General features: G+C 45.0%; 24 protein-coding genes. 12 read left to right on the forward strand and 12 right to left on the reverse strand.

The annotated features are described in order from the left end of the window. Positions 1-281 precede the first annotated feature (281 nt). Positions 282-1,748, forward strand: coding sequence for a flavin monoamine oxidase family protein (locus OKX00_RS02040; protein WP_265409202.1), 1,467 nt, complete (start codon positions 282-284; stop codon positions 1,746-1,748). A gap of 226 nt (positions 1,749-1,974) precedes the next feature. Continuing rightward, positions 1,975-2,793 carry a YihY/virulence factor BrkB family protein gene (locus OKX00_RS02045; RefSeq protein ID WP_265409203.1) on the forward strand — a complete coding sequence of 273 codons (819 nt, stop codon included), beginning with the start codon at positions 1,975-1,977 and terminating at the stop codon, positions 2,791-2,793. A gap of 176 nt (positions 2,794-2,969) precedes the next feature. Here OKX00_RS02045 and OKX00_RS02050 read toward each other — a convergent pair whose 3' ends face one another. Further along, positions 2,970-3,521, reverse strand: coding sequence for a hypothetical protein (locus OKX00_RS02050; RefSeq protein ID WP_265409204.1), 552 nt, complete (start codon positions 3,519-3,521; stop codon positions 2,970-2,972). A gap of 796 nt (positions 3,522-4,317) precedes the next feature. Here OKX00_RS02050 and OKX00_RS02055 point away from each other — a divergent pair. Beyond that, entirely contained in the window at positions 4,318-4,980 is a 663-nt protein-coding gene (locus tag OKX00_RS02055; RefSeq protein ID WP_265409205.1) for a TerC family protein, read from the forward strand. Between the two features lie 44 nt (positions 4,981-5,024). Here the strand turns inward: OKX00_RS02055 and OKX00_RS02060 are convergent, their stop codons facing one another. Continuing rightward, a complete protein-coding gene (locus tag OKX00_RS02060) occupies positions 5,025-5,756 on the reverse strand; it encodes a ZIP family metal transporter (RefSeq protein ID WP_265409206.1) in 732 nt (243 codons plus the stop codon). 111 nt (positions 5,757-5,867) lie between these two features. Next, on the reverse strand, positions 5,868-6,434 hold the full coding sequence (locus tag OKX00_RS02065) for a DUF2238 domain-containing protein (RefSeq protein ID WP_265409207.1): 567 nt from the start codon (positions 6,432-6,434) through the stop codon (positions 5,868-5,870). Positions 6,435-6,595: 161 nt separating this feature from the next. On the opposite strand from OKX00_RS02065, the gene OKX00_RS02070 reads away from it, so the two are divergent. From OKX00_RS02070 to OKX00_RS02085, 4 genes are all read left to right on the forward strand, one after another. Then, positions 6,596-7,057, forward strand: a complete 462-nt coding sequence (locus OKX00_RS02070; RefSeq protein WP_062237177.1) for a hypothetical protein — start codon at positions 6,596-6,598, stop codon at positions 7,055-7,057. A gap of 173 nt (positions 7,058-7,230) precedes the next feature. Next, entirely contained in the window at positions 7,231-7,947 is a 717-nt protein-coding gene (locus OKX00_RS02075; protein WP_265409208.1) for an SH3 domain-containing protein, read from the forward strand. A 109-nt stretch (positions 7,948-8,056) separates the two neighbouring features. Then, positions 8,057-8,602 carry a GNAT family N-acetyltransferase gene (locus OKX00_RS02080; protein WP_265409209.1) on the forward strand — a complete coding sequence of 182 codons (546 nt, stop codon included), beginning with the start codon at positions 8,057-8,059 and terminating at the stop codon, positions 8,600-8,602. A 156-nt stretch (positions 8,603-8,758) separates the two neighbouring features. Further along, positions 8,759-9,037: a DUF4176 domain-containing protein gene (locus tag OKX00_RS02085; RefSeq protein ID WP_053356604.1), complete on the forward strand. Its 279-nt coding sequence runs from the start codon at positions 8,759-8,761 to the stop codon at positions 9,035-9,037. Positions 9,038-9,497: 460 nt separating this feature from the next. On the opposite strand, the gene OKX00_RS02090 is transcribed toward OKX00_RS02085, so the two are convergent. The 5 genes from OKX00_RS02090 to OKX00_RS02110 all read right to left on the reverse strand — a co-directional run bounded on the left by OKX00_RS02090 (position 9,498) and on the right by OKX00_RS02110 (position 13,263). After that, positions 9,498-9,812, reverse strand: coding sequence for a hypothetical protein (locus tag OKX00_RS02090; RefSeq protein ID WP_265409210.1), 315 nt, complete (start codon positions 9,810-9,812; stop codon positions 9,498-9,500). Then, positions 9,794-11,401: an ABC transporter permease subunit gene (locus tag OKX00_RS02095; RefSeq protein ID WP_265409211.1), complete on the reverse strand. Its 1,608-nt coding sequence runs from the start codon at positions 11,399-11,401 to the stop codon at positions 9,794-9,796. The genes OKX00_RS02090 and OKX00_RS02095 overlap by 19 nt, the downstream gene beginning before the upstream one ends. 58 nt (positions 11,402-11,459) lie before the next feature. Continuing rightward, entirely contained in the window at positions 11,460-11,888 is a 429-nt protein-coding gene (locus OKX00_RS02100; RefSeq protein ID WP_265409212.1) for a hypothetical protein, read from the reverse strand. Between the two features lie 129 nt (positions 11,889-12,017). Then, complete coding sequence (locus tag OKX00_RS02105) at positions 12,018-12,233, reverse strand: hypothetical protein (protein ID WP_265409213.1); 216 nt, start codon at positions 12,231-12,233, stop codon at positions 12,018-12,020. Positions 12,234-12,321: 88 nt separating this feature from the next. Then, complete coding sequence (locus OKX00_RS02110) at positions 12,322-13,263, reverse strand: LCP family glycopolymer transferase (protein WP_265409214.1); 942 nt, start codon at positions 13,261-13,263, stop codon at positions 12,322-12,324. Between the two features lie 270 nt (positions 13,264-13,533). Here OKX00_RS02110 and OKX00_RS02115 point away from each other — a divergent pair, with 270 nt between their 5' ends. After that, positions 13,534-13,869, forward strand: a complete 336-nt coding sequence (locus OKX00_RS02115) for a YolD-like family protein (RefSeq protein ID WP_265409215.1) — start codon at positions 13,534-13,536, stop codon at positions 13,867-13,869. Between the two features lie 72 nt (positions 13,870-13,941). Here OKX00_RS02115 and OKX00_RS02120 read toward each other — a convergent pair whose 3' ends face one another. The 4 genes from OKX00_RS02120 to OKX00_RS02135 form a co-directional block, all read right to left on the reverse strand. Beyond that, on the reverse strand, positions 13,942-15,375 hold the full coding sequence (locus tag OKX00_RS02120; protein WP_265409216.1) for a S8 family serine peptidase: 1,434 nt from the start codon (positions 15,373-15,375) through the stop codon (positions 13,942-13,944). 186 nt (positions 15,376-15,561) lie between these two features. Further along, positions 15,562-16,179, reverse strand: coding sequence for a cell wall hydrolase (locus OKX00_RS02125; protein WP_265409217.1), 618 nt, complete (start codon positions 16,177-16,179; stop codon positions 15,562-15,564). A 182-nt stretch (positions 16,180-16,361) separates the two neighbouring features. Continuing rightward, entirely contained in the window at positions 16,362-17,345 is a 984-nt protein-coding gene (locus OKX00_RS02130) for a 2-hydroxyacid dehydrogenase (RefSeq protein WP_265409218.1), read from the reverse strand. An 18-nt stretch (positions 17,346-17,363) separates the two neighbouring features. Next, the gene (locus OKX00_RS02135) at positions 17,364-18,662 is read right to left on the reverse strand and encodes an MFS transporter (protein WP_265409219.1); all 1,299 of its coding nucleotides are present in this window, start codon (positions 18,660-18,662) and stop codon (positions 17,364-17,366) included. A 499-nt stretch (positions 18,663-19,161) separates the two neighbouring features. Here OKX00_RS02135 and OKX00_RS02140 point away from each other — a divergent pair, with 499 nt between their 5' ends. From OKX00_RS02140 to OKX00_RS02155, 4 genes are all read left to right on the forward strand, one after another. Further along, entirely contained in the window at positions 19,162-20,145 is a 984-nt protein-coding gene (locus OKX00_RS02140) for a LacI family DNA-binding transcriptional regulator (protein ID WP_265409220.1), read from the forward strand. Between the two features lie 130 nt (positions 20,146-20,275). Continuing rightward, entirely contained in the window at positions 20,276-21,154 is an 879-nt protein-coding gene (gene rbsK, locus OKX00_RS02145) for a ribokinase (RefSeq protein WP_265409221.1), read from the forward strand. 48 nt (positions 21,155-21,202) lie between these two features. Beyond that, positions 21,203-21,595, forward strand: a complete 393-nt coding sequence (rbsD, locus tag OKX00_RS02150) for a D-ribose pyranase (RefSeq protein ID WP_062237193.1) — start codon at positions 21,203-21,205, stop codon at positions 21,593-21,595. Then, a complete protein-coding gene (locus OKX00_RS02155; RefSeq protein WP_265409222.1) occupies positions 21,595-23,091 on the forward strand; it encodes a sugar ABC transporter ATP-binding protein in 1,497 nt (498 codons plus the stop codon). The genes rbsD and OKX00_RS02155 overlap by 1 nt, the downstream gene beginning before the upstream one ends.

Consider the following 23,091-nt stretch of genomic DNA (forward strand, 5'->3'; position numbering starts at 1 on the left):
GTTTTGACATGTGTGTAAAAGAGGTGCCTGGCACCATAATCAAAACACCGAATAACTAAATCCCGCAACTGCGAGTCAATCGCAGATGCGGGATTTTTATTTTTATATAGGAAACAGCCTATTGGTCTATGAACCGTAATCGGGCTTTACTCTAGAATAAGAACAGTCCCTATGCCCTGGGATTCTAGTAGAGGGCTTTAAGTTTATTGTTATATTAAAATTAATTTTCTTTCCGCATGAGGAATATATTGGGAATAAGTTCGAGGGTTGGAGGGCTTCGTATGGTAAGAAGAATCCTATCAGAAGATGAAATGCTGAACGTGATCAGGAAGGGACTGGAACCTGCTGCAGCCCCAAAGAAAATAATAGTGGCCGGGGCTGGAATAGCAGGGCTGGTAGCAGGGACGCTGCTCCTGGATGCTGGCCATGATGTACGTATCCTGGAGGCCTCCCAGCGGGTTGGAGGACGAATTTACTCCGTCCGATCACCATTTTCAGAAGGGCACCATTTTGAGGCAGGGGCTATGAGGATACCTGAAAATCACAAGTTGGTGTTTGAATACCTCCATAAATTCAAACTGCCGTATAACCGATTTGTTAACGCACTGCCGGATGATTTATTTTATATTAATGGAAGAAAAGTACGTTCTGGTATTTATGATAAGAATCCCGATCTGCTTGGCTTCCCGGTTGCAGCGCATGAGAAAGGAAGAACGGCAGAAACCCTTTTAAGATATGCCATTCAGCCGCTCGTGGATTATGTGAACGAGGATCCTGAACGGCATTGGCCCATCATCATCAAACGCTTCGGAAACTATTCGGTAGATGGTTTCCTGAAACATAACCCCTTCGGCAGGTCTTTATCTTCAGGTGCGGTGGATAAAATCAAGGTCCTTCTGTCACTGGAAGGATTTCCTGAGCTTTCTTTTCTGGAAACGTTGCGAGACATCCTGCTTATATTTATTAACCGGGAGATGAAGTGGTTTGAGATTACTGGAGGAAATGACCAGCTTCCGAAAGCTTTTGTGCCGCGCCTCGGTGACCGGCTGCTGATGGAAAAAAGATTGACGAGAATTGTACAGGGCCCAAAAACAGTAAAACTGTACACCGAACATCCGACAAGCAGAGAAACAGAAGTCTTTGAAGCTGACCGGGCAATTATCACCTTACCTTTTTCCGTTCTGAATTTTGTACAGATTGAGCCCGAGCAGTCACTTTCCTACTATAAAAGACGAGCGATTCGGGAGCTCCATTATGTGCCTTCAACAAAAGTAGGTCTGCAATTTAAACGGCGATTCTGGGAAGAAGAAGGTTTGCGGGGAGGAAAGGCGATATCTGACCAGGCATCCCGGTTTACATATTATCCGAGCCACTATCCGGATGGAATCCAGTCAGGAGTGGTGCTCGGAAGCTATACATGGGAAGATGATTCCAATCTTTGGAGCTGCCTGCCGAACCAGACGAGGATCTATGAAACGCTGAAGTGTCTCTCCTTTTTACACGGATCTCAAGTGTACAGGGAGTTTACGACGGGCGTTTCCTATTGCTGGACGAACAATCCATATGCAGGCGGGGCTTTCACAATGTTTAAGCCGTTTCAGGAGCAGGAATTCGGAGATGCCATTTCCACTCCAGAAGGCAGGCTTCATTTTGCGGGAGAACATGCGACCAAAACTCACGGCTGGATGCAGGGCTCAATTGAATCCGCTGTGAATGCAGCTCATGAAGTGCATCAGGAGTTAACATAAAGATGGTTTACATAATGGTGTCAGGCACCGCGTTTACACAGTTGTGTAATCACGGTGCCTGGCACCATTTTAATGAAAAAGGCTTCTAAAACTGTGAGAAGCCACATATCCTTTGTACCATGTCCACCAGAGGAATGCAGAAGTGGGGCTGCCTTCCATTTGCATTTTTTTCTATGAAATGTATAATGGCTGAATGACTTGAAGGCCGAAAAGAAAGGGGGCTATTATGACAGCTGCTGATATTCTAAAGAAGCTCGCTAACCGCTTTTTTACGCTGAGAGTATATGATTTGTCTGCCCAGATGGCCTATTACTTTTTGATGTCTGTGTTTCCGTTTTTATTGGTGATTTATTCTTTATTGTCCTACATGCCCATACAAGAAGAAAACATCTTGGAACTAGCAAAACCATACGCTCCTGAAAATACGTATCACTTGATCGAGAAGACCCTGACGTACACCGTTACGAACCAGCAGGGAAATCTGCTGTCATTCAGTTTGATTTTCACCTTATGGCTCTCTTCCATGGGTTTTCAATGTATCAAACGTGTATTGAATGATGCCTATGCCATTGAGGTGAAAGAAAGTTTTATAAAACTAATACTAGAAGGAATTGTACTTACGATTGGCTTTATGATCGCAATCTTGTTCTCCGTTTTCGTTCCGATCATTGAACAGCTGATGAAGCATTATTTAAACGATGTTTTTTCATTAGATGGCTATCATAAATTATGGATTTTCATGCAATGGGGATTAGGCAGTCTCTTCTTATTTCTATTCTTCATCGGACTCTATTATTTTGCACCGAACGTGAAGCTGAACGTGACGAAAGTGATTCCGGGCGCCTTTTTTTCCATGATCGGCTGGCAGCTCGTTTCCATGGGATTTGCCGCTTATGTCAGGGGAAACAACTATTCGGCGCTCTATGGCCAACTCGGCGGAATTGTCGTTCTGATGCTTTGGTTTTACTTGTCCGCCATGATCATCATCATTGGCGCCTTATTGAATACCATCGTCTATCCCATCACTGGACACAGAAAGGACTAAAGAATATGAAAGCACAAGGTTACTTGCTTTTTGGTTTGCTGTTCGCTGTGTTGATCGCCGTTTTTGCGGTAGTCAACGGCTGATGTAGAATAAGTGTCAAATGGCCGCTTGTTCTCATTATTTTAGGCTCTGCTGCCATTGGGGGACTGGCTGTTGGACTTCTTGATTCATTAAGATCATTCAATTAAAAAATGCCGTAAAACGCCTGGAGAGGGAGCGTCCAGTGAAAGTGGAAACTGCAGAGGTGCAGCATCATTCACCTGTAGATACTGACGTAGACACATCCCGGTCCCGTTTGCCGGAATAAAAAAGAGAGCTTTTCTGCTGATCGCAGAAAGGCTCTTTTTTCTTTGTAAAAAAATATTGGGTGCGGATTCCTTCAAAACATCCACTGAAGACCGTAGCCGGAACAGTATACTGAAACAAAGCCTGCACTGTTTCTCCTTGCTAAAGAAAGACCAGGGTGGTGCATCCTGAAATTGGACGCACTGGTTTCCTTGGATTGTAACTGAACCTAATTCAGCAATAAATCCTTGAGATGACCGGTTTTTAAATAAAAATAACTGACCGTTCCCGCCGCCAGGCTGAGAACCGCGTAATTTGACTTGAGCACAAAACGTATAGAAACCTGTTCGCGTTGCTGTGAATTCAGAAGCAAATACGTTGAATTCGTTGTTGCGGTCAAAAATTACGTCATTAAACGTGACGACATCGATAAAATTCGCCATGAATGGCTGCGGCGTTGTCTTTAAAGTTTGAAAATATGTGAATCCTGGCGGTCCAGGGTTCAACGGAATAATTGGGCCTGGTAGGTTGCAGTTGATCCCAGGCTTGTTCTGGCTAGAACTGCTAAAACTAGAGCTTGAGCTGCTGCTCTCATTTTTTTACTCATAAATTTCTCCCATACATTATGAAACTAAACACATGGTGTGCGTGTTTCCAGCAGTATATGCGGACAGGCATAATCCGCTGGGGACAATCCCTAGTGAAAAGATAAACTCTAATGCACGATTGAAAGGCTAGAAATAAAGCTAGTTTACGGTTAGATTATGAATAGAATGTTAATCATTTCCATAAAGCGAGATCAATGTGCTTTTCCCGGGAAATATGTCGAAATTATAGACATAAGCATCCTGCAGAGACGCCTCATGCCACTACAAGCGTGCAGGGTTGTAAAGTATAATGAAAAACCTATGAAAAGATTGCATAAACCGCCGTTTTTGCTGCAGCCTTGCAGTGTGTTCATTTTTAACTCTAGTTCGTGGAGCTATTTTTTCTTAAACAAAGTGTTAAAGGGGAGGGGAGCAAATTAAATCACTTATTCATTAGTATTACAAGGTGTTATTAAGTTGTGTTTAATAATGTTGAGATATGATGAAATTTCATTTGTGTGGTGCCAGGCACCGCAGTCCAAAGCCTCAAAAATAGTTTTTATGAACAAAACAGTTATGATATAGAATAAAAAATGGTAAACTATTATAATGTGGTAATAGAAAAATTAATTGTTATAGATAAGGTGGTTTCATGGATAATTTATTGGTAAATCTCTTGGAAATCCTCCTCATTAATATTGTATTGAGCGGAGATAATGCGGTCGTCATCGCGCTTGCCTGCCGGAACCTGGAGGAGCGGCACAGGAACAAAGCGATTTTCTTCGGAACGTTCGGGGCGGTATTTCTAAGGGTAGTTTTAACATTTGCTGCAGTCTACTTACTGAAAATTCCTTTCTTGAATTTTGTTGGCGGACTGCTGCTTTTATGGATCGCCATCAGTCTTTTGAAGGGAGAAGAAGATGGAGACATCGAGGCGAATTCCAGCCTTTCTGGAGCCATTAAAACGATTATTATCGCCGACTTGGTTATGAGTCTGGATAACATTGTGGCAGTGGCAGGCGCTGCGAACGGAAACATTGTGCTCATCATTCTAGGTTTGATCATCAGTATTCCGTTAATCATTTGGGGAAGCCAGCTGCTTATGAAGATCATGGCAAAATTCCCAATTATCATCATCATCGGGGCCGCGCTGTTAGGCTACACAGCTGGCGAAATGATGTTAAAGGACAAGGCTGTCGGTCATTACTTGGAGGGAGTTCATTTTAACCTTCATCTCGTCTTGCCGATTGCACTCGCTATTCTTGTTGTAGCGGTAGGCAAGTTCAGTGGACGGCGTGCGATCAGTCATAAATAACATAAAAAGGTGCCATTTTTCTGGCACCTTTTTTTCGTTTTTTATCAGATTTTTGTCAAAATGAGAGAAGCGAGCAAACCGATGGAGGCGAGCAAACCGACGAGGGATCCTCCTTCTTCAAAAGCTTCGGGCAGCATTGTCGAGCCGACCATGGTGATGATGCCGCCTGCTGCAAAGGAAGCGATGATAGCCATCAGTTCTTCAGAAGCACCTTCCAGAAATAGATATCCCGCCCATGAACAGAAGGCTGAGATCACCAGCACCGTAATCCAGAGGACGAGGATCTTCTGTTTGCTCACATTGCTATTCAGCATCCCGGACGTACTCGACAGCCCCTCAGGTATATTACTGATAAAGATGGCGATGACGAGCAGCCAGCTGACACTGTTGTTTTCAATGAGACTGGCCCCGATAATAATGGATTCGGGTATGGCGTCCATCACGGTTCCGATAAAGATCGCAAGGCCAGAGCCGCTGGGTGCTCCATCCTGGCCGGCAGACCGTTTCCTTTTGTGTGCCCCTTTCCGGGAAACAATGAGATCCAGCACAGTAAACACAACCGCACCGGTTACAAATCCCATCGATGTTGGAAACAAACCTCCAGAATGAACGGATTCTCCTAGCAGTTCATATGTGGCTGCGCCGATCAACACACCCGTCCCAAACGCCATGATGAAGCCGATGATTCTCTTTTTGATGGGGAATGCCATAGCTGCTATAGCACCCAGTAAAACAGCAGAGCCGGAAATGCCTCCCCACATGGCTGCACTCCACATACAACAACCTCCCTTAAACGGTGCCAATATTCCCGTAAAAAGCAACGGGAACTCGGCACCGCAATTACACAAGTATGTAACGCCGGTGCCTGGCACTGGTTAACAACTCATTCAATCTCTACCCCGCCGCACCCTTGCATAAACCGCCACGATCAGACCGCCCGCCATGCCGAAGATGATATCGAGCATCGTGTCTTTGTTTCCGCCCATCTGCATCGTGTGGGTGAAGAACTGATCGCCCACGAACTCATAGGTCTCCCAAAATACCGTGGCGATAACAGGAAGAGAGAAGACGAAGAGGAAGATCAGCCAGGGGGAAACTTCATTCCTTACACGTGCTGGCACAATCATTTTATATAATGGAATTCCGGCGAACCCGACAAAGCCTCCCTTATAGAGATGAAGCGTCGAATCCCACCATTTGAAATGCAGATAAAAACTCTCAATAGAGCCCAAATACGTAGTACAAAAAAGAAACAGATAATATCCAATAATAAGGGCGGTATTAAAAGGAACCGGTTTTAACCGCAGCAGCAAAAGCGGCAGCGCACTAACCGCGACACCACCTAAAGCGACCTGCCAGCGAGACGAATCTCCCTTGATGAGGTAAACGATGAACAGGACAAGCATGAAGATCATAAAGAGTATGCTTAACACCCAGATAGTTTTTCGCCTCACAACCTCACCCCCTCATCTCTAGAATCCTTACCATTATGGCCAAAGAGAAGGGCGGCGAACCATTCGCTTCTGTCATCCAAAGTCAAAGTATCATCCGCCCAGTCTTTTCATATACTGCCTAAGAAACATTACGCTCACTCATCCATTGGAGGAGGCAGAACATGAAGTTTACCGTGCAATACATCCCTCTGAGCAGCATCAAACCCGGCATCTCCATAAAAATAACGGAGCATTTAAAGAAGCTCCGTACGATCATGTGGGACTGCATGCATGTGCTCGTGGTTCAAAAATGTAAAAAAGACGGCCATTATGTAGTGGTTAGCGGACAGGACCGGCTGGATTATCTGAAAAAACATACGAAAAACAAATACGCTCCGTGCATTGTCGATGAACCATCCAGCCTCAAAACGTGGCTCACACGTTTCAGCGGGCGGCAGCCGATTGATGATTTTCCAATGCATCCGAAAAGCTGGTCCATCGTCCGATCTTTTTTAATGAAGGAACCTCGCTTTAAAAAACTGTCGCGGCCCCAGCAGATCAAAGTTTTGCTGCTTGCTGTCAAGTACAAGAAAACCGTCATCGCATCCATGCAAAACAGAGTCAGCCAAATCCTAAACAAGTAGAGCGGCGAATTGATTAAATTTCGTCGTTTTTTTTTGTGGACTATAATATCAAAAAATAGGGAATGAAAAAGCTAGTTATTGTTTCTATATTTTTACATAATAAAAAGTCATCCAGCATACGATGGAACGATAAGGCATGTCCATACCAAACCCTAAGGGAGGAAAAATCCGGCATGAAAAAGGGCTTTCTGAAAATCGTAGTGATTCTATTGCTGGCCATCGGGCTCGTCACTTCTCTTTTTCCGTCCCAAATTGCGCAAGCCTCACCTGCAAAAATCGCCTATGTGGATGTTACATCAGGCAAGCTAAACGTCAGAAGCGGACCGGGAACACAGTATAAAGTGATCGGGTCCCATAAAGACAACACCAGGCTGACCATCTATTCCCAAACGAAAAGCGGATGGTCCAAGATCAAATACAACAAGAAAAACGGCTATGTTGCGACAAAATACTTGAGGTTCTACCACACGATGTCCCGTACAGAAGCAAAATCGATTACAGACAAAGCCATCAGCCTGCAGAACAAGATAGCAAGCAACAAAGCGTATACGAAAAAGCAGGTTCATCAGATACTGTCACCCACCCACACGTCAGCCTACATCGACAAACTCATAAAATATGACATGGCGTCCTACAAAAAAGATAAAAAAGGCAACAAACTCTATGAGTGGCTCGCGACAGACTTTCCGGCGTACAGAATCTGGGGATTTGACTGGAGCGGGAAAGAGGCGCCTAAAAAGCCTTCCGTTACGTATTATTCGAAGAACGGCAAGTGGTATTTGAAAGTCTATCAAAATCACAAAGATGATATGTACACCTACCACCAAACTCTCTATCTCTCAAAATCCAGTTCCAAAGCCGCTTGGAAAATTTACAATTATAAGTGGTAAAAGAAACCGCGAGCATCAGTGCTTGCGGCTTTTTTCATTATTAGTTATTCTTGTTGGAGTGTAATTAATTGGTAAACAAGTTAATTAAGTACGGGGGGTAATACGTATCATGATCGTTAGCAAAAAAGAATTTCATGTTAAGGGGTTAGATTACACGATCAGGTCTGCAATGGATAAGGATGCAAAAGAACTCTCTGATTTAAGAGTGCAGATTGATGGAGAGACCGAAAATTTAGACAGAGAAAAAGGAGAGGCGTTCATCGATGCCTCAGGCTTTGAACAAATCATTCAAACAGATCATGAAAATAAAACGAACTTATTTTTAGTTGCGGCAGTTGATGATCGAATCGTCGGGTTTTCAAGGTGCGAGGGAAATCCGTTAACTCGTTTCTCCCATAAAGTCGAATTTGGAATATGCATTTTAAAAGAGTTTTGGGGATATGGTATTGGGAAAAATCTTTTAAAAGAATCGATAGCCTGGGCGGACTCCAATGAAATTAAAAAAATCACATTGAATGTATTAGAAACAAATGAGAACGCCATTCATCTTTATGAAAAACTTGGCTTTGAAATAGAAGGAGTATTAAAAAATGACAAGATCCTTTCTGATGGTAAATACTATAACACCATTATGATGGGAAGATTTAATGGCTGATTTCGTACAACCCAGTGTTGTACGGTTTCTTTTATCTTATTCCGTTTCCTTTCACCCTTTTTCACAGCGACTTTGTAAAAATCGTAAGCATTTTCGTTTTTAGGATTAAACAAAGGATAGAAGAGGAAAGTAGCCCATAAAGAAGGAGGCCGACCCATGACAGAGAATTTCCCATTGCCCATCGGATCAGTGATCACCCTGGAAAACACCGACCGGCCGGTGATGATCTACGGAAGGCTTCAATCCGCCGGAGAAGGTGAAGTGCTTTTTGATTACATCGGTTGTTTTTACCCTGGCGGACATATCGACGGCAACAACACCATCTATTTTCAGCACCATAAAATCAACTCCCTCCTTCATAAAGGCTATGTTTCAGAGGAAGAAGAGGAGCTGCACAGAAAGCTGGCGGAGAAGAAAAGCGAGTTTCCTGAATAAATGAAGCTTGCAGTCCCGAATCAAAAGGGCTGTAGGCTTTTTTTATGTTTCGGGGTGTCGTTGATAAACCGTTCGATAATAAAAGTGGACTTTTCGATAAATATTGGCGTTTTCAATAATAAAATCAGAATTTCGATAATAAATTCCTGTTTTCGATAATAAAAAGATCTGGCAGAGCATTCTGCCTAAGTTTTTTGTGGAAATCCACGCAACCGGGGAGCAATAGGGTCTTTTTTGAATGATTTTGAGTAAATTTTACCGCAGTGGTCACTCTTGCGGCGAAAGCGAGCACTTAATCGGCTCTTTTTACATGCGAAGGATTCGCCCCATTTAATTCAAAAGAACTGTGGAGCCAGTAAAGCTCTCCAGTCTTACAGTCCTGTCCTATTTACTCCTTCGAAAAGCAACGGTTTAACTGAAAAAGGCCGCCACGGAGATCTTTCCGGAGCGGCTTTCGTCATTATCTAAAATAGTACTGATCCTGGAAACTGATCCACCAGTGATCGGGGGAGGGCTCGGTAAAACGTACGAGGTAGTCTCCTCTAAGATAATCCAATGTTTTTTTCGATTGCTCGTTTGGCTTTTTTTTCATAGCCTTTAGAATATCCTCACGCGTGCTGTCGTACTGGACCTGAATCCTTGAAGCCCGGCGATTGAAGCCGGAAGAAAGGATAATCTGGTAACCGTCTTCTTTATAATAGTAGTCTGTTCGCTTCTCATATTCTTTTGTTTTTATGGGTTTGCCATATCCCCACTTTAGCGTGTCGCGATCCAAAAATGTAAATCCTTTACACCATTCATTTCTCCGTCTTCAAACCTGTCCAGAGTTTCTTTGTCCAATTCCACAATTGGAATCTTCACGACCGGCTTTTTCTGTGCGGCAGCGATTGCTTTTTTTTCTGTAAAATCATCAGAAAACTTGTGGACGGCAAAGTAACAAAAGACGACAGCAACAGCTACAATCACGATAGAAGCGGGATGGAAAAATTTCTTTCGTCCCCACTGAAGATCTTCGATTGCCTTTTTCAGCCCTTCCAGCATGAGGTTGACCCCAATAATGGCAACGGCAAAAAACACAACAGGGATAATGATAAGATACGGACGCAGCAGCATCTGCCGGTAATAGGAGCCGATCAGTCCCGACCATTCGTTGGACATGGAAATCGGGATATAGTCGCCGCCCTGCATCGTATATTCTTCCAGAACCGTTCCCCCGAAGAACATTTGCAGAAGCCCAAGATGTGCGAACAAGATCAAGACGTACATGATCTGCTGGATGTAGATGAAAGAGAGCTTTGGCAGCATATGCGGGAGGAGATGCTTGTAAAAAACATGAAAACGGCCCCCGCCCAAAACACGCGCACTTGAAACAAATTCTTTATTGGAGGTCAGCTCCATTTCTGAACCGATCATGACTGAAATAGCAGGTACTGCCACCAGAGTAAGAATCATGATATGGAACATGCCTTTTTGCCAAAATGTCAGTCCTTCAGAAAGTACGACCGGAAACAAAATGAAGTAGCAGAGCAGGGCAACAGGTACATAGTGGGTGGAATCGACTATACCTTTCAGCCACTCTTTAAACCTGGGATTCATCGCAAAAAACAGATAGCCGCCAGCAAACGAGAACAAGAGCCGGGTCAGACTGATGAAAAAGGCAAGCCCGATCGTGTACTTCGCGCCTGACACGATTTTATACAGAAGTTCGTTGCCGAATTGATCGGTGCCGAACCAAAAGCGGGAAGAAGGCTCAAAGGGTGATCTTCCAAGAGCCGTAAATCCGTCCTTCGCATACAGTATCGGTGTTTTTGGAATCTCGTTGTCAAACGCATAATTGTGGATCAGACTCAGGGCGAGCAAGCACCCAATGATGCAAAAACCGGCAACAAACAAGGGCTGGGCACCCACAAATCGAAGCGGGCTCACCAATTTCAATAAAAAGCGCTTAATGATCAGCCAGTAGGGCTGGAAGCTGAAAGAAGATTGTGCTGCGGCGGCTGCGGCCATTTCATTTTGCACCGTCCATTTGTTCGTCCACAGGGAGCCGAGGACAAAAAAGGCAAACATCGGGATGAATACCAGCATGGCAGCAACCGTAAACACCGGAGGATCTCCATGACGATAGACAAAGTTTGTGATGCCGTAGATGTTAAATAATATCTCAATGACAAGCAGGTTGGAGAGCATAAACCAAAGAATCATCCTGGACTGATGAAAAAAGTGAATCCATGTGTTCGGAAGGACGTGATGCAGCAGTATGTATAGCCTTGTCAGACCTTTTGACTTTGCGTTTTCAATATAAGGCTCCTCCCATTCCTCCTCCATATGAAACAGCAAGATCCGCAAAGAGAGGATGACCGGCAATACGCTCAGACAGAGAATAGGCAGGGCATAAGGCTGTTCATTGCCCCAGGAAGCAATATTAAACAGCAGGATATTCGTTTTTTTTGTAAAACCAGATGATCAAGAACTGTACAAGGACTGCAATCAGAACATCGGGCAAAGATTCAAAGACAAACAAAACAGCTTTAGATGCTTTATACAGTGGCTTTGGAAGCAGTGAGATCAGGATGCTGAGGGCGAGCGCCACAATAATGGCGAGAAAAAGCGCTGAAAAAAGGACAATCATCGAGTAAATGTAGGGTTCTAAAATATCTGGGAAGAGGGCTCGTGATGTGGCTTCGGCTGTATACATGATATTAAAGGGATGGGTCAGGCTGCTGAGCAGCATCTTCAACCCCTCGCTGTATGACGAGATCTTAAACGATGTCCCGTTAAAAGCAAACGGGATGGCGCCCATCAGCAAAATGCCGAGAAGGGACGTGAATAAAGTTATGAAAATACGTTTCATCCGTTTTCAATGGCCTCCGATCAAAAGAAGAATAAATAAGGAGGCACATCTGGTACCTCATTACTACAATTTATACCATAAATTTACATGTAAATCCTTCTTTTGACAGGAAGTTTTTTAGGGAAAGACCTATCCCGAAATACCTAGATCACGATACAGTTTCTCAAACAGCTCAACAGGCATGGAAAAGCGAGTCGTTTTTTCATTTCGCCAGTACGTCGTCAAAACCACTTGATTGCCTTTGCGTTCAGCTTCAAATAAGGCATTTTCTCCTTTATCCCGGACTTCAATGTAGCTGGTTCCGTTACGTTTTTCTTTTTGTTTGTAGTCATAGTTTAAATGCATGAGAGACACCCCTTTTGTAAAATATTTCTATATAAATGGTTTAGCATAAAAAAGCAGCGACCCTCGTGCAAGGATCACTGCTGTCATCTTAAAGTTCAAGCTGTTCTTTTAACGTGGTTTGAATCTTGGTTTTTTCGTCTTCCGGCACGATGAGGTAGTAAATGCCGCCGATTCGCTGGCCTTGGCCTTTAATCTCGATGTTTTCTACATTTTTGCGAGCGCCTTTATACTTCGATTGAATGTCTTTCATTTCGTCAAACGTCATGTTTGTTTTTACGTTAGTGCCGACTACGTCCAGAATGTCGCCCATTTTTGTAACCGAAGAAATTTGAGCTCCTTCGTTGATGATTGCGCTGATCACCTGGCGCTGGCGTTCGTTACGGCCGAAGTCACCCTGTGGATCCTGTTTTCTCATACGGGTGTAAGCAAGCGCTTCTTTTCCGGACAGCTTCAGCTCGCCTTTAGGGAACGAGTAGCCATCGTAATTAAACGCCAGACGTTCGTTATCCACAGTGACGCCTCCAAGGGCATCCACGATTCCTTTGAAGCTTTCCATGTTTACTTTCAAGAAGTAATCGACTGGTACGTCGAGGAAGTTTTCTACCGTTTTGATCGCCATTTTCGTACCACCGAATGCGTACGCATGGTTAATTTTATCTTCCTTGCCTTTACCAACGATTTCTGTGCGCGTATCACGCGGGATGCTGGTCATTACCATTTTGTTTGTATTCGGGTTAACGGTGACAAGAATTAGCGTATCGGATCGGCCGCGGTCACCTTGCCGCTCATCAACACCCAAAATCAAGATAGAAAGCGGGTCGCCTTTAGAGGGAGTAGGCTCTTTCTTTCGTTTAGAGGAACCGTCCCATGCAGAACTATCATGCATTTTGTTGGCCGTATTTTTCACCGAGCCATAAACATAATAGAAACCGCCTGCTCCAATGAGCAATAACACGCCTAGAATAATGAGGGTAATCTTTAGTCCACTGCGTTTCTTCCTGCGCTGCTTTTTAGCTGAACGTCTGTCCATTTCATCAACCTCTTCTTTATAATAAAAAGCCATTAATGATCGTATTTTATCCAATTTCAATATCTTTTTTAATATAACAGAAAATGACAGGTTTGTTTAAAAATATTTTAAAATTTATATATTCCTCATGATTGGCTGGAGCCCAATGTTGGGCACTCATTAGACTGGTTGCCTTCAATTTACACGTTTCCGCAAATGACATGCATTATTTGTCATTTATTTTCAGTGTAAACCGAACATATATTCGCATATAATAGGGTGAGGAAGGTGATGAATATGCTTCGTGACCGCGGAAAGATGAAATGGCAAGGGATGTTTATGCCTGAGCATGTGAAGGGTTTAAGGGAGTTTGACTGGGATCATAAAAAGAAGACAAAACCGGAACTGGATGAACAGCAATACGAGCTGATGGAAGAGACGATCTGTGAAGCGATGGCTGAGGATTTGGATCTGTGTATGACCGTTTTTGAAAAAGGGGACTTTCATTTACTGATCGGGAGGGTCCATTATGTAGATTCCTATAAAAAAGAGCTGCGCGTCGTAGATTTCCACCATGAGATCCATCGAGTGAAGATGTCTGATCTGGTGGATGTGAAAATAAAATAAGGAGGAGAGTAAAATTGGTGCCAGGCACCGCTCTTTGACATATGTCAAAAGCGGGTGCCTGGCACCAATTTTTTATTTCGTTAATGCATTATAGATGTTGGCTTCCCCAGACCCGAATAGTGGATCTTGTCCCACTTTTCCGAGATCGACAGCTGTCTGGCGCAGCTTGGCCTGAACTTGTGCTGGCGAATATTCAGGATGCTGTGATTTGATGACCGCTGCGATACCGGCTACTTTCGGTGCAGCCATGGACGTACCGTGTAGAAGGGCATAGCCTCTTAGGTTGCCAGTCACATATGGTGCAAGATAGGTTGGCCAGGTTGATAACGCGCGGTACATAAAGTCTCGCTTATCAAGATAGTTTCCTTTTGGATCCTGGCGGTATAGGGCATCGTATGTCGGGCCGTTGTCGCCGCCAGGAGCAGCTACATCAATCACGCTTCCGTAGTTGGAATAGAACGCAATTTTATCCTTGGACCACTTATTGGAAGAGGATACCGTAACGACTCCAGGAACCTGTGCAGGTGCTACACGGGAAGGTCCTTTAATATCCAATCCGTACGTTTCCTTCCAGTAAGCTTGCATGTCATGGATGTCGTTCAAGTTGCGGGAGTCATTGCCGGCAGAAACGACTACCGTCACACCTTTTTGCGTAGCGTATTGCATGGCACGGTGATAAGCCACCATGGAAGCGGAATCGCCTTTGTCGCCAAGATTGTTTGCCATCCAGCGCCATCCGCCAAGGCTCATGTTGATGACCTCAACTCCATCGTTCGCTGCAGACACGATCGCATCGGTAATCCATGATTGCTGTGCACCGCCTGTAGCACCGAAAACCCGGTACGAGCGTACGGTTAAGTTCGGGCCGACGCCGTATACCTTACCGTTACCAGCAATGGAACCGGCTACATGTGTTCCATGGCCGTTTTGGTCCCAAGCATCTTTTGTGCCAGGAACGAAGGTCTTACTGCCGGCAAGATCGGCATTTGCTTTTAAATCAGGGTGATTAAAGTCCATACCAGTGTCAATGATCCCTACGACGGTATTATGGTTTCCTTTGTTGATGTTATAGGATTTAAAATTGTTCGTGATCTTCTTTATATCCCACTGGAGTTCATGGTAGTTTTGGTTCGGATCGTTCCAGTCGGGCTGCGGAATGGATATAATGGGTTGTCCGTCAGCTGGATTTGGATCGTCTTCCAAATAAACTTCCAATTCTTTGTCCGCTGCTTGTACATTTGAATCTGCCTTCACTTTGGCAAGAAAATCAGGGGCGGATGATTTGGCTTCTACAACACCAATTTCCTCAACGACACGTTCCACAGAACCGCCGGCTTGTTCAATTTTTGCAGAAAGGTTGGAAGGGACGTTGTTGCCTTTATACGTTAAAAGATAATGCACTTGTGAGGCTGATTCCTCAGCGCTGGCAGGCTGGGAAACAAGTCCCGAAAACAGTGAGAATGACAGGGCTGAGCACATTGAAAGTACAGCAAGCTTTTTCTTCAAATTTCTATCCCCTTTTCATCAATATTAGACTGCAGTTAATAATTTATCAAAAAATATCAGAAAATTATGTCGAAATACTTTGTAATAAAAAATTTTATTTCGACAATACGAAAAGTGGAGTTACAAATTTGGTGCCAGGCACCGCTCTTTGACATATGTCAAAAGCGGGTGCCTGGCACCAAAATATTATTTAGCAAATATATGATTGCCGATTCGGGTAACGCTTGGGCGTGAAAAGATCCAGTTGTTCGATGCAAGGTGAGGATTGTAATAGAAAATAGAACCGTGTGTAGGGTCCCAGCCTTTCATGGCATCAATGGCAGCACGATAGGCGGAAGAGTTAGGAGAGATATTATACTGTCCATCATGGACGGCAGTGAAAGCGTTGGTCTGGTAGACGACATTAAACGTATCTTTTGGAAAACGTGAATCTTCAAGGCGGTTTAGGATGACCGCAGCTACGGCGACTTTCCCGAGGTAGGATTCCCCGCGCGCTTCTCCGTTGACTACCCTTGCCATAATTTCGACATCGTTTAACTTAACGAATGTACGCGGGCCGGCAACTCCGTCAGGAACAATGCCAGTGGCCAGCTGAAAATTAGCAACAGCATACTTTGTGAGAGGTCCATAATAGCCGGTAACAGGACCATGAAAGTAGCCTGCATTCTTCATGCGGCTCTGCAGAGTCTTAACCTCATTGCCTGTACTTCCCTTACCCAGCGTTTGTGCGTACGATAAACTTGGTGTTGCGGCTAGCGTGAATACCATAACAATCAGAATCAGCATTTTTTTTACCATCTTCATCAAAACACATCACCTCTCGCTATTTTTTGCACTACCATTTTACAGTAACAAACAAATAGGAAAATATTATCCATCAATGGGTTTATTTTATAGTAAGCAAGAAGTATGCTTTTTAAAAAATCGGTGCCAGGCACCACAAATTACACAAGTGTGTAATTGGGGTGCCTGGCACCGTTTACCGTTTACAGCTTGATGCCGCTTTTTAGTTCCTGGACAATGTTTGGCGGCTCGTTTCCGGTAACTGCAGCGACCAGGTTTTTGGCAGCGAGCATGGCCATATCAAACCTCGTCTGGTGAGTCGCTGAACCGATATGAGGCAGGGTCACCACGTTTGGAAGCTTCAACAGCGGATTGCCGGTTGAGACGGGTTCCTGGTCAAATACGTCGAGACCTGCAGCCAGGATTTCTTTGTTTTGCAGAGCTTGAATCAGGGCATTTTCATCGACCGTCTGTCCGCGTGAAGTGTTGATGAAGATGGCGGATTTCTTCATGAGTGCAAATTGCTCTTGACCCATAAGGTGCCTCGTCTCCTGAGTAAAAGGAACCATTAACAGTACAAAGTCCGAGGACTGCAGCAATTCCTCCAGCGGGACATATTCCGCGCCGAGAACCTCTTCTGTTTTCGGTCTCCTTCGCCGGTTATGATACAATATATCCATATTAAAGCCGAATTTGGCGCGCTTTCCAATAGCCTCGCCAATTCTGCCCATGCCGATGATACCCAATGTTTTTCCGTGAACATCGACACCGAAGAGCGGTTCATCGTCTTGATCCTCCCACTTCCCGTCCTTCACCAGCTTGTCCAGCTCGGGGATGCGCCGTGCTGCGGAAAGCATTAAGGCCAGAGCCAGATCAGCCACCGTTTCATTGAGAACATCAGGGGTATTCGTACCCATAATGTTCCTTCTTTTCATGGCCTCAAGGTCAAAATTGTTATAACCGACGGAAATATTACTGACGACTCTTAGCTTTGGGGCATGATCCAGCAGTTCATCATCAATCTTTTCCCCGGTAATGAGCAGCCCTTCTGCATCCTCCAACCTTTCTAGCAGTTCACTTCTCGTTATCGGTGCAGAACCTTGCCATTTTTCGTATATGCAATGCTCTGAAATATACGCTTCTGCCTCAGCAGGGGTAGGTCTTGCGAGAAAAACTTTCGGTTTCAATAGCGCTCCTCCTTATCCTTATTCTTGAATAGGATTCTTGACGATAAACCAATAACATAATGCCGCACAGCCTGCGATCAGACCGCCGGAGATAAAAGCAAGGGAGTAGGAACCTGTAGTATCCACGATTATTCCGGCTACAACAGGAGAAAAGGCTCCTCCAAAATAGCCGCCAAAATTCTGAATGGCACCAACTGATGCAACCATGGAAGGCGGTGCGATATCCCCCGCAAGCGCCCAGGCGCTTCCCGTCATTGCTGAAATAAAGCATAGAGCAAGCGTCAACAGTGTGAGTGTAATCGCAAGTCCTGTCACGAACGGAACGGCACAAACCACGACGGCCGCAGAGATGGCACAGATACTTATAAGCGCACGCTTTGCTTTGATCGGTGTAGTGACTTCCTTATCCACGAGCTTTTTCGTAAGATATCCACCAAAAATATTTCCGAAGATCCCGCCAAGCCATGGAATTCCAGCATAGATCCCCAGTTCTTTCAATGAGACATGATGGACGTTTGTTAAAAAGAGCGGAAGGAAAACTAGAAAGATATTCCAGATCCAAATCGTACAGAAAAAGCCAAGAATCATACCCCATACACTGCGATACTTAAATAATTCTCCCCATTTAATTTTGGATGTTTGAATGTTTTGTTCCGAGCCGGCTCCTTCTGACTTGATATATTCCAGCTCCATTTCGGTAAGCTTGCGGCTTTTGTCCGGATTTTTATAAAAGATGAAAAAGCCGATGGCAAAAATGATGCCGATCACACCTGTGATATAAAAGAGAGCTCTCCAGCCAAACGTCACCATGAGGAAAACAAGCAGTGGCGGTGCTAAAGCCGGCCCCCATTTGGAAGAAGAGTCCCATATGCCTGTTGCCAGCCCCCGTTCCTTTTTCGGAAACCAATAGGAAGTGATTTTGGCCATTGTAGGAAAACATGGAGCTTCACCGACACCAAGCAAAACCCGAGCTGCTATAAAGGTAGACATTTTATTTACTGCCCCAGTCAGCATGGTCGCACCGCTCCACCAAATCAATGCGATTGTATAAACCTTTCTTGTTCCAAATCGGTCGATCAGCCATCCGGATGGAAGCTGCATCAGTGCATAACTCCAAGAAAAAACAGTTCCCAGCAAACCAATATCTGTAGCAGTGAGCCCAAGTTCTTTCATCATTTCTGGAGCCGCGATGGAAAGGTTCGCCCGGTCAAGATAGTTGATGATACCCCCGATCAACAACCAAACAACAACCGTCCAGCGAAATTTCCGTGCGAAATTAACCGGCTTAGCTTGCTTTGTCTCAAGTCTTGCTTCCATACCCAATCCCTCCTTGTTTTTTATAAAACGCCAAAATGGCAGCGCTTTCAAAAGATGAAAAGTAGAGCGTTAAATCTGTCTTTTATGTATAAACAAAGAGGTAAATGATTTATTTGTTTTATAATATAAAACTAAGTTTTGGAATAGGAATAAAAAATAAACAGATAATTCTATCTATTCTGTCAGTTATCTTATTATGGTGATGAGCTCTTGTCAATAGGGATAAAGTTTGGCTGTAAAAGTTTTTCTAACAATGGTGCCAGGCACCGCTTTTTGATAGATGTCAAAAGCCGGTGCCTGGCACCAAAAAAAGCTTTCTACAAATATCTATATTTTTTTCTTTGACAACTCAAAGGGAGGAGATTATACTGTGTGTAACCGGTTACATAAGCTATAGCCGATTTTTATTTCAACGGTATGTAACCGGTTACACATCATGATGTTATAGTGAATTCTTAACTAACTTTTTAAAATAGCAGTTTATCGGAGTTGTTTGATTATGGCGACCATTAAAGACGTGGCGAAACAGGCGGGTGTTTCCGTTGCTACGGTATCAAGGGTACTGAACAGCAATGGATACGTGAACGAAGATACAAAGAAAAAGGTAGAAGAAGCGATTCTGAAGCTGAACTACAAGCCCAATGCCGTGGCCCGCAGTCTTTATAAAAAGACTTCAAAGACGATCGGACTGATGGTCCCTGATATCGTTAACCCCTTTTTCCCCGAGCTGGCAAGGGCGGTGGAAGACACGGCACATAAGCTGGGCTATAACGTCGTCTTCTGCAATACCGATGAAGACGTGGAAAAAGAAGAAGACTATCTTGGGATCCTGCTTCAAAAGTATGTTGACGGGCTCATTGTAGCTTCCAATACATTGACGGCCGCGAAAGTAAAGCAGTTGAACATTCCGGTTGTCAGTATTGACCGGAAAATCAATGCAGACATTCCTACTGTCGTTGTAAAAAATAAGAGCGGTGCACAAAAAGCGGCGAGTTTTTTAAAAGAAATAGGCTGTAAACGAATAGCCCACCTTAGCGGCCCAGAGCATATTGATAATGCGATGGAGCGGCGTGCCGGTTATCTCGAAGAAGTGGGAAGTGAACCGTGGTTTGACGCCACCTATATTGAGGATGGCAACTATGAGATGAAGACAGCCATCAAGGCAACACTTGAATTGCTGAACCGCCACCCTGAGATTGACGGCATATTTGCCGGAAACGATGTGATGGCCATCGGCGCGATCAAAGCGGCCCATCAGTTCGGAAAGAAGGTACCGGAGGAGCTGGCGATTATCGGGTTTGACGGCATCGTACTTTCTGAAGCAACAACACCGGAGCTGACCACCGTTGGCCAGCCGATCTACAAAATGGGAACGATTGTTGCAGAAATGCTTGTGAAACTGATCGAGAAAAAACAGGTGGAAAACACCTTTTATGAATTGGATGTAGAACTGATCGAACGAGAATCAACGCGGAAGGTCTAGGATGGTGCCAAAATCCCGTAAAGAGCGGCGGGAACTCGGCACCGCAATTACACACTTGTGTAACGACGGTGCCAGGCACCGAATCAATGACATCGAAACAAACACAATCAAACAAAAAGGAGGGCTGGCGATGGCAGCTAAGATTACGGTAGTGGGAAGCATCAACATGGATCTTGTGACGATCTCGGACAAGGTTCCGAAGATGGGGGAGACGCTCCTCGGACAGGAGTTTAAGACAATCCCCGGCGGAAAAGGGGCAAACCAGGCGGTGGCTGCTGCAAGACTGGGAGCTGATGTCCGCATGGTAGGCTGTGTCGGCGACGATGTTTTCGGCTCTGAGCTTGTGAATCACCTTAATAAGCAGGGTGTAGACGTAACAGATGTAGAGCAGGTCTCCGGATCCACGGGAACAGCCACCATCCTTGTATCAGAAGGTGATAACAGCATCATCGTCGTGCCGGCCGCCAATCATCAAGTGACACCTGAATTTGTCGAGAAGAAGCGTGAGATAATCGCCGGCAGTGATTTTCTCCTTGTGCAGCTTGAAATACCGCTGGAAAGCGTTCAGAAAGCAGTGAGCATCGCCAAGGAAAACGGCGTAAAGGTAGTCCTGAATCCTGCTCCTATTCAGGAGTTGCCTGAAGAACTCCTTCAGCAAACCGACTACATCACACCGAATGAACATGAACTGGAAATGCTGCTGAAAGACCGTGGTGACCAGTTTATCAAGGAAAAGGTGATTGTCACGAAGGGCTCAAAAGGCCTTACTTTTTATAAAGACGGCGAGGAAATCAACGTCCGTTCTTACAAGGTGGATGTAAAAGATACGACAGGGGCCGGCGATTCCTTCAACGGCGGGCTTGCCGTTGGTTTAAGCCAGGGGCTGTCGCTGAAAGCGGCCTGTAAATTTGGCAACGCGGTTGCGGCCCTCTCGACGACAAAGCTCGGGGCGCAGACAGGAATGCCAACGAAAGAAGAAGTTGAGCAGTTCATCGCGGTTAACGGCTGATCCAACATTTACTTAACCAATAGACAGCATGAGAAAGAGGTGGTGCAGATGAAAAAACAAGGGATATTGAACAGCGAGATTGCTTCGGTTCTCGCACGAATGGGCCACACAGATACGATTGTCATCGCAGACTGCGGCTTACCGATTCCGGACGATGTTAAACGCATCGACATCGCCCTGACGATGGGTACACCAGGCTTTTTGGAAACGCTGCAGGCGGTCGCGGATGACATGCAGGTGGAGGAAGTAACGCTGGCTCAGGAATTGAAGGAGAACGAAGCGTATCTCAGCAAGGTCCTCGAAGCGGTGCCTGGCACCGCGCAAAATATGGTCTCTCATGAAACGTTCAAGGAATTAACGAAGAATGCGAAAGCGGTCATCCGTACGGGTGAAACAACGCCTTATGCCAACATCATTTTACATGCGGGGGTGATTTTTTAATGAGTGACAAGACACTTGTTCATTTAACAGGTATCTATAAATCATTTTCAGATGTTCATGTGCTGAAAAATGTGAGCTTTGACGTGCAGACTGGCGAAGTTCATGCTCTCATGGGAGAAAACGGCGCGGGGAAATCGACACTGATGAAAATCATGGCCGGCATCTATGAACGAGACAAAGGGACAATCACAGTAAAAGGGAAGGACGTACATTTCTCCAATCCGAAAGAGGCAGAGGAGATGGGGATCGGCGTCGTGCACCAGGAGCTGAATATTATTCCTTACCTGACCGTGACGGAAAATCTTTTCCTGGGAAAAGAGCTGACGTACGGCAAGACTGGCATTTTACGGACGTCCGATATGCGAAAACGAACGAAAAAAGCACTGCAGCAGCTCGGAGTGGAAATCAATCCTGATGCGGTTGCCGGCGAGCTTTCGGTCGGACATCAGCAGATGATCGAGATCGCCAAAGTTCTTGAAACAAATTCGGACTGCATCATCATGGACGAACCGACAGCCGCCCTTACCGACCGTGAAATCGAAGCGCTTTTTACCGTGATTGAAAAGCTGAAAAAGCAAGGCGTCGGCATCGTCTACATCTCCCACCGGATGGAGGAAATCTTCCAGATGTGTGACCGGATCTCAGTTCTTCGTGACGGTGATTTTATCGGTACGAAAATCGTTAAGGAAACGAATTTTGATGAGATTGTTTCAATGATGGTCGGCCGACAGCTTGGCGAGCGGTTTCCTGAGCGGAAGGCGAAGATCGGCCCGGAACGGCTGAGAGTGGAAGGACTTTCTAGAAAAGAGCACTTCGAAGACATTCACTTTGATGTCAAGCAGGGAGAAATTTTGGGTGTAGCAGGCTTGATGGGTGCGGGCCGGACCGAGATCATGGAAGCTATCTTCGGCTATAAGAAAAAGGATGGCGGCAGCGTTTATCTCGACGGCAAACCGATGAATATCTCGAAGCCATCAGATGCGATTGAGGCCGGATTGGCCTTTGTCACAGAGGACCGCAAAGATAAAGGGCTTGTTGTAGGGATGACCGTTCGTGAAAATTTCACGCTAACCAATTTGAAAGCGGTGTCAAACGGCGGTGTGATCTCCGCAAGTGCCGAACAGAAAGAAACGGAGCGGCTCATTAAAAAACTCCACGTGAAAACGTCCGGCGGGGAACAGATCGTCAAATCACTGAGTGGTGGAAATCAGCAAAAGATTGTCATCGGAAAATGGGTGAACAATCAGCCGAAAGTGTTGATATTGGACGAGCCGACCCGTGGCGTGGACGTTGGTGCGAAAAAAGAAATCTATCAGATTATGAATGAACTGACGGAGCAGGGAGTGTCCATCATTATGGTATCCTCCGAGCTCCTGGAAATTTTAGGAATGAGTGACCGGATCCTCGTCATTCATGAAGGAAAAATCAGCAGGATTCTCAACCGCGAAGAAGCGGATCAGGAAAAAATCATGCATGCTGCAACAGGAGGGATGTAA

It is taken from the genome of Fictibacillus sp. KU28468 (assembly GCF_026153615.1).
Lineage (GTDB): Bacteria > Bacillota > Bacilli > Bacillales > Fictibacillaceae > Fictibacillus_C > Fictibacillus_C marinisediminis.

Bases quoted from the DNA above. Each gene is read 5' to 3' on its own strand.
- OKX00_RS02040 (WP_265409202.1), top strand. From the start codon at position 282: ATGGTAAGAAGAATCCTATCAGAAGATGAAATGCTGAACGTGATCAGG.
- OKX00_RS02045 (WP_265409203.1), top strand. From the start codon at position 1,975: ATGACAGCTGCTGATATTCTAAAGAAGCTCGCTAACCGCTTTTTTACG.
- OKX00_RS02050 (WP_265409204.1), bottom strand. From the start codon at position 3,521: ATGGCGAATTTTATCGATGTCGTCACGTTTAATGACGTAATTTTTGAC.
- OKX00_RS02055 (WP_265409205.1), top strand. From the start codon at position 4,318: ATGGATAATTTATTGGTAAATCTCTTGGAAATCCTCCTCATTAATATT.
- OKX00_RS02060 (WP_265409206.1), bottom strand. From the start codon at position 5,756: ATGTGGAGTGCAGCCATGTGGGGAGGCATTTCCGGCTCTGCTGTTTTA.
- OKX00_RS02070 (WP_062237177.1), top strand. From the start codon at position 6,596: ATGAAGTTTACCGTGCAATACATCCCTCTGAGCAGCATCAAACCCGGC.
- OKX00_RS02075 (WP_265409208.1), top strand. From the start codon at position 7,231: ATGAAAAAGGGCTTTCTGAAAATCGTAGTGATTCTATTGCTGGCCATC.
- OKX00_RS02080 (WP_265409209.1), top strand. From the start codon at position 8,057: ATGATCGTTAGCAAAAAAGAATTTCATGTTAAGGGGTTAGATTACACG.
- OKX00_RS02085 (WP_053356604.1), top strand. From the start codon at position 8,759: ATGACAGAGAATTTCCCATTGCCCATCGGATCAGTGATCACCCTGGAA.
- OKX00_RS02100 (WP_265409212.1), bottom strand. From the start codon at position 11,888: ATGAAACGTATTTTCATAACTTTATTCACGTCCCTTCTCGGCATTTTG.
- OKX00_RS02105 (WP_265409213.1), bottom strand. From the start codon at position 12,233: ATGCATTTAAACTATGACTACAAACAAAAAGAAAAACGTAACGGAACC.
- OKX00_RS02110 (WP_265409214.1), bottom strand. From the start codon at position 13,263: ATGGACAGACGTTCAGCTAAAAAGCAGCGCAGGAAGAAACGCAGTGGA.
- OKX00_RS02115 (WP_265409215.1), top strand. From the start codon at position 13,534: ATGAATATGCTTCGTGACCGCGGAAAGATGAAATGGCAAGGGATGTTT.
- OKX00_RS02125 (WP_265409217.1), bottom strand. From the start codon at position 16,179: ATGAAGATGGTAAAAAAAATGCTGATTCTGATTGTTATGGTATTCACG.
- OKX00_RS02135 (WP_265409219.1), bottom strand. From the start codon at position 18,662: ATGGAAGCAAGACTTGAGACAAAGCAAGCTAAGCCGGTTAATTTCGCA.
- OKX00_RS02140 (WP_265409220.1), top strand. From the start codon at position 19,162: ATGGCGACCATTAAAGACGTGGCGAAACAGGCGGGTGTTTCCGTTGCT.
- rbsK (WP_265409221.1), top strand. From the start codon at position 20,276: ATGGCAGCTAAGATTACGGTAGTGGGAAGCATCAACATGGATCTTGTG.
- rbsD (WP_062237193.1), top strand. From the start codon at position 21,203: ATGAAAAAACAAGGGATATTGAACAGCGAGATTGCTTCGGTTCTCGCA.
- OKX00_RS02155 (WP_265409222.1), top strand. From the start codon at position 21,595: ATGAGTGACAAGACACTTGTTCATTTAACAGGTATCTATAAATCATTT.